Source organism: Abiotrophia defectiva ATCC 49176 (genome assembly GCF_037041345.1).
Classification (GTDB): domain Bacteria; phylum Bacillota; class Bacilli; order Lactobacillales; family Aerococcaceae; genus Abiotrophia.
Map to the genome: position 1 here is coordinate 1,108,480 of NZ_CP146287.1, position 16,256 is coordinate 1,124,735.

Sequence of the window (16,256 nt, forward strand, 5' to 3'; positions counted from 1 at the left end):
CTAGCTTAAAAAGTCAAATCTTAAGTGAGTAGAATTTCTTCAGTCCCATCCACTTCTTGCAAACAGACATGGACATTCTCCTCTTGCGAAGTGGGAATGTTCTTGCCAATAAAGTCTGCCCGAATGGGAAGCTCGCGGTGGCCGCGGTCCACCATAATGGCCAAACGAATGACCTGGGGACGGCTAACGTCGAGGATGGCATCCATAGCGGCACGCACAGTACGGCCTGTATAGAGGACATCATCCACAATGACCACAGTCTTGTCAGTTAAATTGTGAGTAAAAGAAAGATGTTTTATTTGTGGATCAGCATGATTCTTAACCAAATCATCCCGATAGAATTGAATATCGATGTGTTCTACACCCACTTGAACCTGGGTAATGGTCGCTAGTTTCTCTTGCAGGCGATCAGCTAGATTGGCCCCTCGAGTCTTAATGCCGACCAAAACTACTTGATGAATATCAGTCCGCTCATTGATTTCATGAGCCATGCGGGTCAGCATGCGATTTATTTGGCTAGCATCGAATAAAACACGTCGTTTCATGGTCACTTCTCCATCTAGACAAAATCGTCGACATGGCCAAGTCTAAGCTGGCCTGAGCACCTTGGAAACCTCACGGGATTTCCTTAAAAATTCGGATTTTGCCCCTAAATTGCTACTAGTATACCCTTAAAGCCAGCCAGTGTCAATTAAATAAGTGAAAAAGCCCCCTAAAAAGGGAGCTTTCTTTCTATTGCTTTCGTGTTTTCTTGTAACCGAACAGAACAGCTACACCAGCAATTACCAAGACTAGAGCTAGTAACCAACCAAAGTTGGATTCTTCCCCTGTCTTAGGTAAGGCTTTCTTCTGAACAACAGGTGCTTGAGAAGCTTCTGAGCGGGATTCAGACTGGCTGTTATTGTTTGCTGTTTTATTAACTGTTACCTGTTGATTATTGGCAGCCGGCTTGTTAGCAGCTTGATTAGCATTATTATTTTGTTGATTAGCTGCTACTTTATTATCAGTCGCATTCTGATTGTTAGCTGGTTTGTTGCTTTCATCAGGTTTTACTTCTGAAACGACACTATAGGCAATGTCTTGACTAGCTGTATTACTACGGCTATTTTCATTAGGCTTAGCGTTTGTTTCGTTGCTAGATGACTTATTAACTGTCACCGGCTTGTTAATTTCACTGGCCTGGCTTGTAGTCGATGTACTATTTTGGCTGGCACTGGAGCTACTAGCGCCCGCTGGAGCACTACTTTCACTACTTGTTTCGGTAGCTGGAGCGTTTGGAGTAATAGCTGTTGGTACAGAATTGTTCGCATTCTCCCAGGCTTCACGCATTTGGCGTTCTGGCTCATAAAGAGGCAATTCAATGACATTGCGAACACCAGGTTCTGTCTCAGCCTTAATCCCCAAGTTCTTCAGAACTTCAGCTTCTGTTGTGTAAACCATAATATCTGCTGTATAGGCTGATAGGTTACCTTTAGAAGTTGAGTATTCTGTTAAGTAACTGGATACCTTGAGGTTGAAGCGTTTTGGGTCCATCATAATGCCCCGTTCATTAAACCACTCCACCGTTTGAATGATGGAAGCATCTTTAGATGAATGGGTCAAGAAGTTAACTTCTTGAATAAATTGTCCACTGTATAAATCGTAGATACTGTATTTTAAGATAGCGTTTAAGCTCTCTGCATGAGCCGCAAAAGACGGCACTAGAATAGTCGCAAATAATAGTAAGGTCGCGATTATTTTTTTGAATGATCTCATCATCGTTTCCCCCTTGAGTGGATTCTCGAATCTCGTTACACTCATTATACATCTATTACAAATCAATTACAAGCTTTTAGGCTATGAATCCGCTACTTTTTTGCATAAAAAAGGCGCTATTCCAAGCAGATAAGCCCTTTCACAACCATTTAAGAAAAGAGCCGAGGATTCCCCCGGCTCTGACCAATATATCATATATGATATATTGGGAACTTAATTAGACGTGAATTGGGTGACCTAAAGCCAACTCAGCAGCATCCATAACTGTTTCAGCTAAGGATGGGTGTGAGTGGATTGTCAAGGCGATGTCTTCAGCGTTCAAGCCGCCTTCAACTGCCAAGGTCAATTCAGCAATGATGTCAGAAGCGTTAACCCCTGCGACTTGTGCCCCTAAGATGGTGTTGTCTTCCTTATCAACAACTAAACGTACAAACCCTTCAGTTGCATTCAAGGACAAGGCACGACCGTTCCCAGCTAATGGGAATTTAACAGCTTTAGCATTCAAACCAGCTTCTTTAGCTTGGTCTACAGTGTAACCTACAGAAGATAATTCTGGGTCAGTGAAGCAGACTGCTGGCATTGCCACGTAGTCAACTTCAGATGCTTGCCCAGCGATTGCTTCAGCAGCAACCTTAGCCTCGTAGCTTGCTTTGTGGGCTAAAGCTGCACCTGGAACAGCGTCACCGATGGCGAAGATGTTTGGTTTGTTAGTGCGACCTTGTTTGTCAACGTTGATCAAACCACGTTCGCCCACGATAACCCCAGCAACTTCCAAGCCGCAGTTATCGGTGTTAGGACGGCGACCAACTGTTACTAAGCAGTATTCAGCTTCAACGGTGTGTTGTTTGCCCCCTACTTCATAAGTAACTACAACAGATTTGTCTTTTACTTCTGAGTTCAAAGCCATAGCGTTGGTGATGATATCGACACCCTTCTTAGCGAATTCATTTTCCACTAATTTAACCATGTCTTTTTCAAAAGTTGGGATGATTTGGTTAGAACCTTCCAAGATTGTAATCTTAGTACCGAAGTTAGCGAAAGCACCTGCTAATTCTGAACCGATGTAACCCCCACCGATTACCACCATAGAAGATGGGATGTGGTCTAAGGCTAAAGCACCAGTAGAATCAATCACGCGGTCGCTGTACTTGAAGCCTTTGATTTCGATTGGGCGGCTACCAGTTGCCACGATGGCATTGTTGAAGCTGTAAGTTTGAGCTGAATCTTCTTTGACAACACGTAAAGTATGGTCATCTACGAAGAAAGCTTCCCCTTCGATAATCTCTACCTTGTTCTTCTTAAGCAACATGCGAATCCCGCCGGTTAACTTAGCAACAACTTCTTTGTCTTTCCATTCTTGGGTACGTTTGAAGTCCACAGTGATATCTTTGGCAATAACCCCAAAGTGGTCACCGTGTTTAGCATTGTGGTAGGTGTGGCCAGCGTTGATCAAAGCCTTAGAAGGGATACAGCCTACGTTCAAGCAGGTCCCCCCGATGTAGTCTTTTTCAATGATGGCAACTTTTTGGCCGAGTTGAGCAGCACGAATAGCTGCTACATACCCACCAGGGCCAGAACCAATCACGACTGTGTCGAGTTCAATTGCGAAATCTCCTACTACCATAATCTATTTCACCTTAACCTTCCATCAATAATAATTCTGGGTCAGCCAATAAACGTTTCAATTCGTTCATTGCATTTTGTGCAGTAGCACCATCGACGATACGGTGGTCGAAGCTCAAGGACAATTTTAACATACGGCCAACAGCGATTTCGCCTTCAGCGTTAACTACTGGTTGAACGTTGATCGTCCCCATCCCTAAGATGGCAACTTCTGGGTAGTTAATGATTGGAGTGAACCATTGACCACGTGCAGAACCAATGTTAGAGATGGTGATAGTCCCTTGGCTCATGTCTTGAGCAGTTAACTTACCTTCGTGAGCTAAAGCTGCCTTGCCGTTGATTTCATCTGCAATGTCGAATACTGACTTGGTGTTAGCGTCCTTGACGTTTGGTACGAAGAGGCCACGTTCAGTGTCAGTTGCAATACCGATGTTGTAGTAGTTCTTGTAGACAATTTCTTGGCTAGCGTCGTCAATAGAAGCATTGAGGACTGGGAACTTCTTAACAGTTGCTACTAAAGCTTTTACCACGTATGGCAAGAAGGTTAACTTAGTACCACGGTTAGCGGCAATGTCTTTGAACTTCTTACGGTGATCCCATAAAGCAGATACTTCTACTTCATCGAAGAGGGTTACGTGAGGAGCAGTGTGTTTAGAGTTAACCATTGCCTTAGAAATTGCTTTACGCATTGGAGATAATGGTTCACGAGTTTCAGCTTCACCTTTACCAGATACATATGGTTGTGCTGGTGCTGCTGGTGCTGCCGCTGGGCTTGCTACTTCAGCTGGTGCTGCTACTTCTGCCGCCGCAACTGGTGCTGCTTCGCCGTTGAAGGCCAAGACGTCAGCCGCCACAACGCGACCACCCTTACCAGAAGGCGTTACTAAACGAATGTCAACACCCTTGTCCCGAGCTAATTTACGAACTGATGGCATTGCTAAGACACGCTTACCTTCACCTGCAGGAGCGCCTGTTGGGGCACCTGGGCCTGCTGGTGCTGCAGGTGCAGCTTCCGCAGCTGGAGCCGCTTCTGGTGCAGCTTCTGCAGCTGGTGCTGCATCGCCATCGTCTTCGTGGCCAGGAGCGTCGATTTCAACTAAAACGTCCCCTACGCGCGCAACAGTTCCTTCTGGAACCAAGATTTTTAAGATTTTACCAGTAACTGGAGATGGAATTTCCTCAACCGATTTGTCGTTTTGGATTTCCACTAATGTATCGTCTTCTTGAATGGTGTCGCCTTCTTTGACGTCCCATTTTACGATTTCGCCTTCGGCAATCCCTTCACCGATATCAGGCAATCTGAATTTAAAAGCCATGTTTTTTACTTCCTTTCCTCAACTGAATATTAGAAGTTGTATACTTCGCGTACTTTTTCTTCGATGTCTGTTGCGTTTGGCAACCAGTCATGTTCGGCTTGACCGAATGGGAAGATGGTGTCAGGTGCTGCAACGAAACCAACTGGTGCTTCTAAGGAAAGAACCGCACGTTCAGTGATTTCAGCCATTACGCGAGCGCCAACCCCTGCTTGACGTTGTGCTTCTTGAACCACAACGACGCGACCAGTTTTCTCAGTGGTCGCAACGATAGCTTCGATATCAAGTGGCTGAACTGTACGTAAGTCAAGGATTTCAACAGAGATCCCGTCTTTTTCAAGTTTTTCAGCCGCTTTAACCGCTTCACGAACCATTGCCCCGTAAGTGATGATGGAAACGTGGTTCCCTTCCTTCACAACATTAGCTTTGCCTAAAGGAATGGTGTATTCAGCTTCTGGCACTTCCTCACGGAAAGAACGGTAGAGTTTCATGTGCTCTAAGAAGATAACTGGGTCGTTGTCACGGATAGATGACAAGAGCAAGCCCTTAGCATCGTATGGACCAGAAGGAATAACAACCTTGATACCTGGCGATTGAGCCAAGAGACCTTCCAAGTTATCCGCGTGCAATTCAGGCGTGTGAACCCCACCACCGAATGGTGCGCGGAAAGTGATTGGCATGTTGCGGCTACCGCCAAGACGGTAACGAGTACGAGCTGCTTGAGCAACAACAGAGTCCATTACTTCGAATACGAAGCCTAAGAATTGGATTTCAGGGATTGGACGGAAACCTTCCAAAGCCAAACCGATGGCCATACCACCGATACCAGATTCTGCTAAAGGAGTGTTGAAGACGCGGTCTTCACCAAATTCTGCTTGTAAACCTTGAGTGGCACGGAATACCCCCCCGTTCAAGCCGACGTCTTCCCCAAAAATAAGGGTACGGTCGTCATTGCGTAATTCAATGGCTAACGCTTCTGTGATAGCCTCAATCATCGTTTTTTGAGCCATTATTAGTTATTCTCCTTTGCTTCGAATTTCTTGATTTGTTCTGCTGTGATGAAGTCTGGTGTTTCGTACATGTTCTTCAAGAAGTCAGAAATCTTTTGTTTAGGTGCTTGGTCAGCTAACTTGATGGCTTCCTTGACTTCTTCCTTAGTACGTTCGATAACCGCTTCTTCTTTTTCTTGAGACCAGAGACCTTTTGATTCTAAGTAAGTACGGAAACGAATGAGTGGATCTTTGGCACGCCATTCTTCTTGAACACCGTCTGGTTGGTAACGGGTTGGGTCATCACCTGATAAGGTATGTGGACCGAAGCGGTAGCACATTGTTTCGATGAGGACTGGACCATTGCCTGCTACAGCGTAGTCACGCGCAGCCTTGGTTACAGCATAAACTGCTAAGATGTCCATCCCGTCTACTTGAATCCCTGGGATCCCAGCAGCAACTGCTTTTTGAGCCAAAGTAGGCGCAGCAGATTGGAGTGAACGTGGCGTAGAAATCGCCCAACCGTTGTTTTGGATGAAGAAGATCGCTGGTGCTTTGTAAGCGCCGGCGAAGTTAATCCCTTCGTAGAAGTCCCCTTGTGAAGAACCACCGTCACCAGTCCAAGTCGCAGCAACTGCGTCTTTACCGTTCTTCTTAAGACCTAAAGCAACCCCCATGGCTTGCACGTATTGTGCCCCGATGATGATTTGTGGTGGATAAGCATTGAAGTCAGCTGGGTAGTTGTTCCCTTCTACGTGACCACGGGACCATAAGAAAGCCTTGTGAAGTGGTAAACCGTGTTTGATGAGCTGAGGCACATCACGGTAACCAGGCAAGATGTAGTCTTCTGGTTTGAGGGCTGCAACAGAGCCTAATTGTGATGCTTCTTGACCAAAAGTTGGAGCGTAGAAGCCTAAACGTCCTTGACGGTTCAAAGCAGTTGAACGTTCGTGTAAGATACGGGACCATACCATATCTTCCATCAATTGAACCAATTCTTCATCAGATAAATCTGGTAATAAATCTTTGTTGACAACTTTACCTTCTGGGCTCAAGACTTGGACCATGTCGAAGTTAAAGTTATCTGGACGCAATAAGTCTTCAATCTTAACTTTTTTTGCCATACTTGTACACTTTCCTCTCTTTTTTTAACTACTACCAAGCAAGACAGACTTAATTTCTGTATCACTAGTAGACTGTACCTTATAAATTTACCACTCTTGGCAAGCAAATGCAAGCTCTAAGGCTTGATAATAGTCACTTTATACCCTATTGTCCGTTTTTGTGAATGATACAATATAAGGGCCTTTTATCCAAGAAAAACGGTTACTTTTCGTCAGAAAGTGGATACATTAAGGTTTGAACTGTAATACTACACTTAAATATCTGTTTCAAAATTGCCTTATAATAGCGAAACAGCATGTGTTTTCTGGTATCTTTCCAACTAATATTTCAGTTAGTGAATTTTACTTCACATGGACTTATTAAAATCACGCGCTTTTGGGGTTACTCTTCACAATCTAATTGAAGCATAAAAAAAGACCTCCTCCCTGATACAGGAAGAAGGTTTATGCTTAGTTTATTAGGCTTTGGCTTTCATAACCCAATGCTGTTCTTGCGCTTGCACCCAATCATGAGGCGCCTCTAGTTCAGCTTGACTTGGCTGATAGACAATCCGTTGACGCTGACGGTCCTGATCTGGGTCTGGCAAGGGAATAGCTGACAGTAGGCTCTGAGTATAAGGATGTAGCGGGTGCTCATAGAGCGCTTCAGCAGTTGCTAATTCCACCATGCGACCTCGATACATCATGCCAATACGGTCACTAAAGTATTTAACCATGGCCAAGTTATGGGCGATAAAGAGATAGGTCAAGCCTCGCTCTTCTTGCAAGCCTTGCAATAGGTTAATGATTTGGGCTTGGATGGAGACATCCAAGGCTGAGATAGGTTCATCGCAGACAATAAACTTGGGTTCAACCGCCAAGGCACGCGCAATCCCAATCCGTTGGCGTTGGCCGCCCGAAAATTCATGCGGATAGCGCAAGGCATGTTCAGGTGACAAACCGACTGAAGCCAGGAGCTCCGCCACTTTGGCATCTCGCTCTGACTTGGAGGCTACCAAGCCATGGACTTCCATACCTTCAGCTACAATATCTTGGACCTTCATACGAGGATTTAAGGAAGCATAAGGATCTTGGAAAATCATTTGAACGTCCTTGTTATAATCCAGTCGCTCTCCCTTTGATAAGTCGCTTAAAGCCTTCCCCTGGTAAAGAATCTGGCCATCAGTTGGCTGATAGAGGTTGACAATGGCACGGCCAATGGTTGATTTACCACTCCCTGATTCCCCTACTAAACCAAAGGTCTCACCCGCTTGAACGGTGAAGCTAACATCGTCTACGGCCTTAACGACTGTATGGTCCTGATGATAATACTGCTTGAGGTTGCGCACTTCAATTAGAGCTTGTGTCATGCGATTCAGCCTCCTTCTTAGCTTGATAGTAGGCATAGCGTTCTTGAATGCTAGCCGGTGGTGTCACTTTAGGGGCCTCTGGATGCAAGAGCCAAGTTGCGGCATAGTGGCCCGGATTAACCTCAAACATTGGAGGCTGCAATTCAAAATCAATATCCAGGGCATACTCATTACGGCAGGCAAAGGCATCGCCCTTTGGTGGATTGAGCAAGTTAGGCGGGGTTCCCGGAATGGCATATAGCGGACCTGACGAGGTCAAGGTCGGCGTCGCTGACAAAAGTCCCCAGGTGTAAGGATGTTGTGGATTATAGTAAACTTCATCCACCGGCCCAATTTCTACCAATCGACCTGCATACATCACCGCCACGCGGTCTGCGATATTGGCTACCACCCCTAAATCGTGGGTAATGAAGATAATAGCCATGCCCTTCTGACGCTGAATATCTTGCAAGAGCTCAATAATTTGTGCTTGAACTGTAACGTCTAAGGCGGTCGTTGGTTCATCGGCAATCAAAATTTCTGGGTCTCCTGCCAAGGCGATGGCAATGACAATCCGTTGACGTTGACCACCTGAGAATTGACTTGGGTAATCCTTAAGGCGTTGCTCAGGATCCTTAATTCCGCAGAGACTGAGTAAGTTGCAGGCTTCCGCGACTGCTTCTGCACGCGAAAACTTGCGATGTTTGATGATGACTTCCACCAATTGACGCCCGATGGTCAAAGTTGGGTTAAGCGAAGTCATGGGATCCTGGAAAATCATGGCAATCTGCGAGCCACGGATTTTTTCCATTTGCTTATCACTTAAGTTGCGGAGGTCTTGACCCATAAAATCAATCTTGCCATCGTTAATGGTGGCACTCTGGCTCAATAGGCGCATAATGGCACGGGAGGTCACCGTTTTACCAGAACCTGATTCCCCTACAATGGCTAAAGTTTCACCTTTGTGGAGTTGGAAGTCAACACCTCGAATGGCTTGGACAGTTCCCGCATAGGTTTTGAATTGAACCTGTAAATTCTCGATGCTTAAGACACGTTCTGTCATAAAGTCACCTACTCTTTCATTTTAGGGTCGAAGGCGTCACGCAAGCCGTCCGCCAGAAGGTTGAAGGCTAGCATTAGGATAGAAATGACACCCGCTGGATACCACATTAAGTGTGGCAAGAAACGGAAGGTCTTGTAACCATCATTAATTAAGGTCCCCAGACTAGCTGCTGGCGCTGGAATCCCAATCCCAATGAAGCTTAGGAAGGCTTCGAAGAAGATAGCTGCTGGCAAGGCAAACATAACTTGGACAATAATCAGGCCCAGCATATTAGGCAGAATGTGACGGAACATAATTTTAAGGGTTGATTGCCCCAGCACACGAGCTGCTAGCACATATTCTTGCTGCTTGATACGAATAGTTTGAGCCCGCACCACACGAGACATGGAAATCCAGCTGGTCAAGGCAATGGTGATAATAATAGACACAATCCCTGGTTGGAGCACCAAGAGCATGAGGATGACGATAACTAGGTTAGGAATCCCTGATAGGATTTCTAAAATCCGTTGCATGAGGGTATCGATTTTACCTCCAAACCACCCAGAAACCAAGCCATAAATGACACCAAAGACTAGGTTAATGGCTGCTGCCACAAAGGCAATCAAGAGGGAAATGCGTGTCCCATAGAGGATACGCGACAGCAAGTCACGGCCTAGAGCGTCAGTTCCTAAATAATAGTAGGTACCTGCCGGTACTTTGGCGGCTAGGTAACGATCGACCAATTTTCCAGCCCGGTTGGCCCCATAGCCATTAAACCAGGATAAACCTTCTAGTCCTGGAATTTTAGGTGGCAAATTGGCATAGGATGGATTCTGAGCCGTTGGTGAGTAAGGCGCAATCCAAGGAGCCAGAATGGCCAAGATAATAAAGGCCAGAATAATAATCAAGGAAACCATAGCCGCTTTATTGCGTCGCAAACGGCGCCAGGAATCCTGCCAGAAACTCAAGGCTGGCACATCACTCATGGCATCTTGGCGACCACAGTCACGCTTAGCCAGTTGCAGTTTTTGCGCGGTTAGGTCCCCTGCTTGAGCTAGTAAAGCCTCATTGTAGGAAGACTTAGCTAATTCATGTTGCATCTTAGGCACCTCCGGTCAGACGGAGTCGTGGATCAATTAACCCATTGACTATGTCAGAAATTAAAATCATGACCACTAACAAGGTGGAATAGAGAATGGTAACTCCCATAATGGTTGGGAAGTCGTTCACCATAATCGACTTGGTGAATTGTTCACCGATACCAGGAATGGAGAAGATATTTTCCACTACCAGGGAACCAGTCATCAAGCCAGCCGTCATAGGCCCAATAATAGATAAGAGTGGGATGATAGCATTGCGTAAGGCATGACGCACCACCACATAGAAGCGGCTGAAGCCTTTAGCCCGAGCTAGTTCAATATAATCCGCATTGAGGACTTCAATCATTTCCGTCCGGACGAAACGAGCCGCATCCGCCATCGGTGACAGGGACAAGGCAATGGTTGGCAGAACGGTTGAGGCAAAGCCATCACGCCAGAAGGCAATCGGGAACCAAGCTAAGACCACGGCAAAGAGGAACTGCAAGACAACGGCGAAAACAAAGCTTGGGACTGAACGGCCCGCAATGGCAAAGACCGAAGTAAAACGGTCAATCCAGGTATTCTGGTAGACTGCCGAAATGACACCTAGGAAAGTCCCCAGTACAGTCCCCAGCAGCATAGCCTGTAAGCCCAATTGCATAGAAGGACCCGCCCGGTCAATAATAAGCTGAGAAACAGGCGTATTGTTAAATTGGAAGGATACCCCTAGGTCTCCCTTGAGAATATTGAGCAAGTAACGCCCATATTGAACCCAAATTGGCTGGTCCAGGCCATACTTAGCATTGAGGGTTTGAATTTGGGCAGCAGTCAACTGATCTTCATTGGAAAATGGCGTCCCTGGCAGGAGTTTCATTAAGAAGAAAGTGACAGTTACAATAATAAAGAGCGTCAAGAGCATGTAGGCTAGGCGCTTGACCATATAACGAATAAAGGCTTTCATAGGTCACATCCTTTGTCCCCTTGATTGGTGTCTTAGGGGTATAGTATCTCTTATATTATAGCCTATCTGCTCCTTGTGCTCTAGTCACTTGCATCAAAAAATCAAAATTCCATTTGAATGTTGTCCTTTGGCTTAGGAAAAACCTGCAAAATCCTTATTCTACTGGGCTTTTTGTCTTGTTGATAAAGTCAGCAAAAAGACGAACATTCTAGTCACTTCTCCCCTGCCTTTCTTATGATCGACACAAAAAAAAGCTGAGACAGCGTCTCAGCTTGAGCCTAGGACTTAGGCTTCTTCATTGCTTACTTCTTCTTTTGGTTCTAAGTCAGCTACTGAAGGACGTACGCGTTCGCCTTGCTTAATAGTGGCAACAGCGCTTAATTCATAAGTTAAGTAGATGCCTTCGCAGTCTAAGACAACCAAACGGTTTGCCAAGTCAACTTCTTCAACAACCCCATGTAAGCCACCGATTGTTACAATGGCATCCCCTTTTTTGAGGGCCTGCAACATTTGTTGCTTTTCTTGAGCTTGGCGTTGTTGTGGGCGAATCATGAAGAAGTACATAACCCCCATGATTAAGACAAAGGGTAATACACTAACTAGTAAATCCATTTTGTCACTCCTTATTGTGTTCTATAATCTATACTTTATCAGACTCTGCTATAAATTGCTAGCAGTTTCTAGAAATTACGCGCATTGGCCTTGCTATAACCGTATTCTTCGAAGAAGGCTTGGCGGAAGTCTAGCAGCGAGTCATTTTCAATGTGGTAGCGAACTTGCTTCATGAGATTGAGCAAGAAGTGGACATTATGAATGGAAGCCAGACGCAGGCCGAAAATCTCGTCACACTTAATCAAGTGGCGAATGTAAGCACGACTGTAGTGCTTGCAGGTATAGCAATCGCACTTCTCGTCGATTGGACGGAAGTCGCGGGCATACTGAGCATTCTTAACGACCAAACGTCCTTGGCTCGTCATACAGGTCCCATTGCGGGCAATTCGTGTGGCCAAGACACAGTCAAACATATCTACCCCACGAATGACGCCATCAATCAGCGAGTCAGGTGAGCCAACCCCCATCAGATAACGTGGCTTGTGCTTAGGCATGACAGGTGTCAAATAATCCAGGACTTCATTCATCTCTTCCTTGGATTCCCCAACTGACAGGCCTCCAATCGAATAACCTGGGAAGTCCATGGCAATCATATCTTGAGCATGGGCTAGGCGTAAATCCTTGTAGCCTGCCCCTTGTAAAATACCAAAGAGGGCTTGATCCTGTGGACGTTGGTGGGCCCGTAAGCCTCGCTCAGCCCAACGCGTCGTCCGTTCGATTGAGCGTTTGACATAGTCATAAGACTGGTCAAATGGTGGACACTCGTCAAAACTCATGATAATGTCAGCACCTAATTGGTTTTCAATGTGAATGGCCTTTTCAGGCGACAGGAAGAGTTTCTCACCATTAATATGGTTGCGGAAGTGGACCCCTTCCTCCGTGATTTTACGCATGTCGCTGAGGGAGAAGACTTGGAAACCGCCCGAGTCAGTCAGAATCCCCTTGTCCCAGTTCATAAATTTATGTAGGCCACCGGCTTCTGCCACTAAGTCTTCACCTGGTCGTAACCAGAGGTGGTAAGTGTTGGCTAGGACAACGTCTGCTCCCATCTCCTTGAGTTCTTCAGGCGACAGGCCCTTGATGGTTGCCAAGGTACCGACCGGCATATACATGGGGGTCGGGAAGGATCCATGCGGGGTATGTAAGATTCCCAGGCGGGCGCCAGTATGTTTTTCTTCTTTGATGAGTTCATACCAGACTGCTGGTTTGGTCATGTCATCGACTCCTTTATCTGTTCAGTGCTCTCCCATTATAGCAAATTTTGCCTGTCAAAACCACCACTTTTGCCGTAGCCCGACTAGACAAAAAGCAGCGAGACCTAGGCCTCGCTGCTCATGCTTATTTTGGTTGTTTTAAGACATCGTTCAAGGCTTCCGCAATCGTTGGATGAGTGAAGAGGAAGTCGCGAATTTCAGTGTAAGGCACCTTGGTCTTGATGGCTAGAGCCAAGAAGTTAATGACTTCTGGTGACATAACCCCATAGTGAGTCGCACCTAGAATGGTTTGATCTGCCTTGTTGACAATAATCTTGAAGCTACCGCGGTCATTGCCGATGACTTTGGCCTTAGGCACAGCCGCCATTGGTAAGCCGAAGACTAAGACCTCATGGCCTGCTTCCACCGCTTGCGCTTCTGTCAAGCCCACATGTGATAATGGGGTTTGGAGGAAGACAGTGTAAGGAATTAGATTCCGGTCAGACACCTTGCGAGACTTGTCGCCCCAGAGTTGGTCTTTGACAATGCGGAAATCATCTAGAGATACATAGGTGAATTGTGGGCCACCTTTGACATCACCCAAAGCGTAAACGCCAGGAACAGCTGTTTCTAAGTGTTCATTCACTACCACCGCACCTTGAGCATCCAATTCAATATCTGTATTTTCTAAGCCTAATTGCGCGGTATTTGGACGGCGACCAGCCGCCACCAAGATGGCATCAGCTTCTAGGCGTTGACTTTGCCCTTGGTAGTTATAAGTTACAGTCCCACCGTCAAAGGCCAAATCTTTAATGCCTAAGTAGAAGGTCAAACCAGCAGCTTCCATATCTGCCTTAATTTGAGCGGCAATTTCTGGTTCTTCACGTGGCATGAAGCGGTCAAAAATATCCAAGACGGTCACTTCAGAACCGAAGGTCCGGAACATATCGGCCATTTCCAAACCGATATACCCTGCCCCTACCACAACTAAACGTTTTGGCAACTTTTGTAAATCCAAGGCTTCTGTTGAAGTTAAGACAAAATCATTGCCTTCTAAGCCAGGAATAGCTGGTAAGGCGGTCTTAGCCCCAGTGTTAATGAAGATGCGGTCCCCTGTCACTTGACGGGTTTGACCGTCAGTTAAGGTGACTTCAAGGCTGTGGTTTCCAGTAAAACGAGCCCAACCAGTCCAAACTTCGGCACTTGCTTCATCTGCAATCATGTGATAGTTTTTGTCGTTTAAAGCAGCAATTAACTTAGCCTTACGAGCAGCCGCTGCTTCGAAGTCTAAGCCTTGGCCTGCTGCTTCAATCAAAGTCTTAGATGGAATACAGCCGATGTTGATACAGGTCCCCCCGTACATCTTAGGAGAAGCTTCAATTAAGAGCACTTGTTCTTGACGACCAGCCAAGGTTTTCGCTAGGGTTTTGCCCCCTTTACCAAAGCCAATCACGATATTTTGATAATGTTGTGTCATGTTAATCCCTCATTTCATTCTTGCTATAATCCTAGTTTAGCTCGCTTGCCAGGAAAAAACAATTAGGTACTTTTTGGTAACTAGTGGCCCCCAATCAAATCCGCCCGTTGGATCGCCGTAGCTCCCGGCAAGAGACTGCTGGCGCGGACTAAACTGCCATAGCCATAGCGTTCCCTAACAGCATCCACCACACGTTCTGCCCTTTCTTCTTGGGCGGACTGTTCCGGGTCTTGGAAGAGAGAGAGCTGGGTTGGGCCGGCTGCCTGCAGGTGGCTGACGGTCAGATGCAGGCTCTTAACAGGTAGGCGGAAGTAGTGTCGCTTGAGCAAGGTCTGGCTGTGGGCCATGAGTTGCTTGCTACTGGAGGTCAATTCAAAGGTCATTTGACCACCCGAACGCTTGGGGACAATGTCCTTGCCATAGCCTATACCCAAGCCTAAACAAGATGTCATCCGCCTTTCCCGTCGCAGGCGGCTAGCTAGGTTATCCGCCATTTCTCGGACCACCAAGGCGACTTGCCTATAGTCCAGATAGTCCCTTTCCAAAATCTGGGAAGCACTATAGACCTGGCTCTGAGGACTATAAGCCTCACGTATGACGCTGGCATCCAACCCATTGGCGTGATAATAGAGTTCTGCCCCCTTGACCCCAAAGCGGGCCTTGAGTTTGTCCAAATCAGCATGAGCCAAATCCCTTACGGTGTAAATGCCCATGGCCTCTAGCGCCGTCTGAGTGCGTCGGCCAATCCCCCAGAAATCACTGAGCTTTTCAATCTTCCAGACAGTTTCTGGAATCCTAGCGTAGGACCAATAAGCCAGATAAGGCGGCCGGTACTTGGCCACATTATCCAGACAGAGCTTGGCCAGTAGCAGATTATCCCCTATGCCCACACAGGTCGGCAGGCCATAGCGCTTATAAATTTCATGCTGAATCTGCCAGGCAATTTGATAGCTAGAGCCAAAGAGCGCGTGACTGCGCCCCACATCTAGAAAAGCCTCGTCAATCGAATAAACATGCAAATCCTCCCAAGCCACATACTGAAGGAAAATTCGGTTGATATCATGGTTACGCTGAACATAAAGATTCATTCGCGCCGGCGCCAAGACGATATCCGAATCCCGCTTAGGTAAATCATAGACCCGACTGCCAGTGCCGATGCCGTATTCTGCCTTCATACGGGGACTGCTGGCCAGGACCAAGCCTCCTTTGAGATGGGGCCTGGAGACCACGCAAAGCTTGGCCGTCAGCGGATCCAGTCCCCTTTCTACGCATTCAATACTGGCGAAGAAGGACTTGCAGTCAATGCAGAGGATGTCCTGTTTGGGGAAGAGGTCAGGGTCACGCTCAAGCATGGTCCCACCACTTGGTCGGCTCATAGACTTGGACGTGGCGGATGGTCTCGTATTCAACCGGTGAGTTGTCGATGAGGACAAATTGATCCGCCCGTCCAATGACCTGCCCCATATAGTAAGCATGACGCTCTGCTACCTGCACATTGAGGGTCACCTTAACCCTCAGTCTTTCTTGAAAAGCCCGTTGGAGTTGGGCATCAATTTCGGACTCGGTCATGACCTCTGGCGCCTGATAAGTCGCCAAAACCTCCTCTCGATTAGCCAGAACACTGGCCTTCAAATGAGGGCTGGAGAAAAAAGGCTGCCACTTCTTCATGCCACGGTCATGATAACTTGTATTCATTGCCATTGTATTCACCTCATCCTAAGTATACGAACGTATGTTCGTTTTGTCAATGGACTTGCACC

15 protein-coding genes are annotated in these 16,256 nt (G+C 46.7%); all 15 read right to left on the reverse strand.

Annotated elements, in window-relative coordinates; all coding sequences use genetic code 11:
• Window positions 1-20: 20 nt before the first annotated feature.
• The gene (gene pyrR, locus V7R82_RS05195) at window positions 21-545 is read right to left on the reverse strand and encodes a bifunctional pyr operon transcriptional regulator/uracil phosphoribosyltransferase PyrR (protein WP_338541738.1); all 525 of its coding nucleotides are present in this window, start codon (window positions 543-545) and stop codon (window positions 21-23) included.
• A 187-nt stretch (window positions 546-732) separates the two neighbouring features.
• Window positions 733-1,755 carry an LPXTG cell wall anchor domain-containing protein gene (locus tag V7R82_RS05200; RefSeq protein WP_338541740.1) on the reverse strand — a complete coding sequence of 341 codons (1,023 nt, stop codon included), beginning with the start codon at window positions 1,753-1,755 and terminating at the stop codon, window positions 733-735.
• Between the two features lie 217 nt (window positions 1,756-1,972).
• Window positions 1,973-3,379 carry a dihydrolipoyl dehydrogenase gene (lpdA, locus tag V7R82_RS05205; protein ID WP_070755524.1) on the reverse strand — a complete coding sequence of 469 codons (1,407 nt, stop codon included), beginning with the start codon at window positions 3,377-3,379 and terminating at the stop codon, window positions 1,973-1,975.
• A gap of 13 nt (window positions 3,380-3,392) precedes the next feature.
• Entirely contained in the window at window positions 3,393-4,694 is a 1,302-nt protein-coding gene (locus V7R82_RS05210; protein ID WP_314760624.1) for a dihydrolipoamide acetyltransferase family protein, read from the reverse strand.
• A gap of 29 nt (window positions 4,695-4,723) precedes the next feature.
• Window positions 4,724-5,701 (reverse strand): alpha-ketoacid dehydrogenase subunit beta, encoded by a 978-nt coding sequence (locus V7R82_RS05215; RefSeq protein WP_023390704.1) that lies wholly within the window; start codon window positions 5,699-5,701, stop codon window positions 4,724-4,726.
• Between the two features lie 2 nt (window positions 5,702-5,703).
• On the reverse strand, window positions 5,704-6,804 hold the full coding sequence (gene pdhA / locus V7R82_RS05220; RefSeq protein WP_023390705.1) for a pyruvate dehydrogenase (acetyl-transferring) E1 component subunit alpha: 1,101 nt from the start codon (window positions 6,802-6,804) through the stop codon (window positions 5,704-5,706).
• A gap of 458 nt (window positions 6,805-7,262) precedes the next feature.
• Window positions 7,263-8,153, reverse strand: a complete 891-nt coding sequence (locus V7R82_RS05225; protein ID WP_291430831.1) for an ABC transporter ATP-binding protein — start codon at window positions 8,151-8,153, stop codon at window positions 7,263-7,265.
• On the reverse strand, window positions 8,134-9,195 hold the full coding sequence (locus V7R82_RS05230) for an ABC transporter ATP-binding protein (RefSeq protein WP_338541748.1): 1,062 nt from the start codon (window positions 9,193-9,195) through the stop codon (window positions 8,134-8,136). Before V7R82_RS05230 ends, V7R82_RS05225 begins: the two co-directional genes overlap by 20 nt.
• Before the next feature lie 8 nt (window positions 9,196-9,203).
• On the reverse strand, window positions 9,204-10,274 hold the full coding sequence (gene opp3C / locus V7R82_RS05235) for an oligopeptide ABC transporter permease (protein ID WP_023390708.1): 1,071 nt from the start codon (window positions 10,272-10,274) through the stop codon (window positions 9,204-9,206).
• A 1-nt stretch (window position 10,275) separates the two neighbouring features.
• Entirely contained in the window at window positions 10,276-11,214 is a 939-nt protein-coding gene (opp3b, locus tag V7R82_RS05240) for an oligopeptide ABC transporter permease (RefSeq protein WP_311465441.1), read from the reverse strand.
• Between the two features lie 285 nt (window positions 11,215-11,499).
• Window positions 11,500-11,826 carry a preprotein translocase subunit YajC gene (gene yajC / locus V7R82_RS05245; RefSeq protein ID WP_303764906.1) on the reverse strand — a complete coding sequence of 109 codons (327 nt, stop codon included), beginning with the start codon at window positions 11,824-11,826 and terminating at the stop codon, window positions 11,500-11,502.
• Between the two features lie 68 nt (window positions 11,827-11,894).
• Window positions 11,895-13,040, reverse strand: a complete 1,146-nt coding sequence (tgt, locus tag V7R82_RS05250) for a tRNA guanosine(34) transglycosylase Tgt (protein ID WP_023390711.1) — start codon at window positions 13,038-13,040, stop codon at window positions 11,895-11,897.
• 124 nt (window positions 13,041-13,164) lie between these two features.
• Window positions 13,165-14,496: an FAD-dependent oxidoreductase gene (locus tag V7R82_RS05255; protein WP_338541755.1), complete on the reverse strand. Its 1,332-nt coding sequence runs from the start codon at window positions 14,494-14,496 to the stop codon at window positions 13,165-13,167.
• Between the two features lie 80 nt (window positions 14,497-14,576).
• Entirely contained in the window at window positions 14,577-15,848 is a 1,272-nt protein-coding gene (locus V7R82_RS05260) for a Y-family DNA polymerase (RefSeq protein WP_338541757.1), read from the reverse strand.
• Window positions 15,841-16,197 carry a hypothetical protein gene (locus tag V7R82_RS05265; RefSeq protein WP_314049442.1) on the reverse strand — a complete coding sequence of 119 codons (357 nt, stop codon included), beginning with the start codon at window positions 16,195-16,197 and terminating at the stop codon, window positions 15,841-15,843. The genes V7R82_RS05260 and V7R82_RS05265 overlap by 8 nt, the downstream gene beginning before the upstream one ends.
• Window positions 16,198-16,256 lie beyond the last annotated feature (59 nt).

Bases quoted from the DNA above. Each gene is read 5' to 3' on its own strand.
- V7R82_RS05265 (WP_314049442.1), bottom strand. From the start codon at position 16,197: ATGGCAATGAATACAAGTTATCATGACCGTGGCATGAAGAAGTGGCAG.
- pdhA (WP_023390705.1), bottom strand. From the start codon at position 6,804: ATGGCAAAAAAAGTTAAGATTGAAGACTTATTGCGTCCAGATAACTTT.
- V7R82_RS05215 (WP_023390704.1), bottom strand. From the start codon at position 5,701: ATGGCTCAAAAAACGATGATTGAGGCTATCACAGAAGCGTTAGCCATT.
- V7R82_RS05200 (WP_338541740.1), bottom strand. From the start codon at position 1,755: ATGAGATCATTCAAAAAAATAATCGCGACCTTACTATTATTTGCGACT.
- V7R82_RS05210 (WP_314760624.1), bottom strand. From the start codon at position 4,694: ATGGCTTTTAAATTCAGATTGCCTGATATCGGTGAAGGGATTGCCGAA.
- opp3b (WP_311465441.1), bottom strand. From the start codon at position 11,214: ATGAAAGCCTTTATTCGTTATATGGTCAAGCGCCTAGCCTACATGCTC.
- V7R82_RS05260 (WP_338541757.1), bottom strand. From the start codon at position 15,848: ATGCTTGAGCGTGACCCTGACCTCTTCCCCAAACAGGACATCCTCTGC.
- V7R82_RS05230 (WP_338541748.1), bottom strand. From the start codon at position 9,195: ATGACAGAACGTGTCTTAAGCATCGAGAATTTACAGGTTCAATTCAAA.
- lpdA (WP_070755524.1), bottom strand. From the start codon at position 3,379: ATGGTAGTAGGAGATTTCGCAATTGAACTCGACACAGTCGTGATTGGT.
- V7R82_RS05225 (WP_291430831.1), bottom strand. From the start codon at position 8,153: ATGACACAAGCTCTAATTGAAGTGCGCAACCTCAAGCAGTATTATCAT.
- V7R82_RS05255 (WP_338541755.1), bottom strand. From the start codon at position 14,496: ATGACACAACATTATCAAAATATCGTGATTGGCTTTGGTAAAGGGGGC.
- pyrR (WP_338541738.1), bottom strand. From the start codon at position 545: ATGAAACGACGTGTTTTATTCGATGCTAGCCAAATAAATCGCATGCTG.
- yajC (WP_303764906.1), bottom strand. From the start codon at position 11,826: ATGGATTTACTAGTTAGTGTATTACCCTTTGTCTTAATCATGGGGGTT.
- opp3C (WP_023390708.1), bottom strand. From the start codon at position 10,274: ATGCAACATGAATTAGCTAAGTCTTCCTACAATGAGGCTTTACTAGCT.
- tgt (WP_023390711.1), bottom strand. From the start codon at position 13,040: ATGACCAAACCAGCAGTCTGGTATGAACTCATCAAAGAAGAAAAACAT.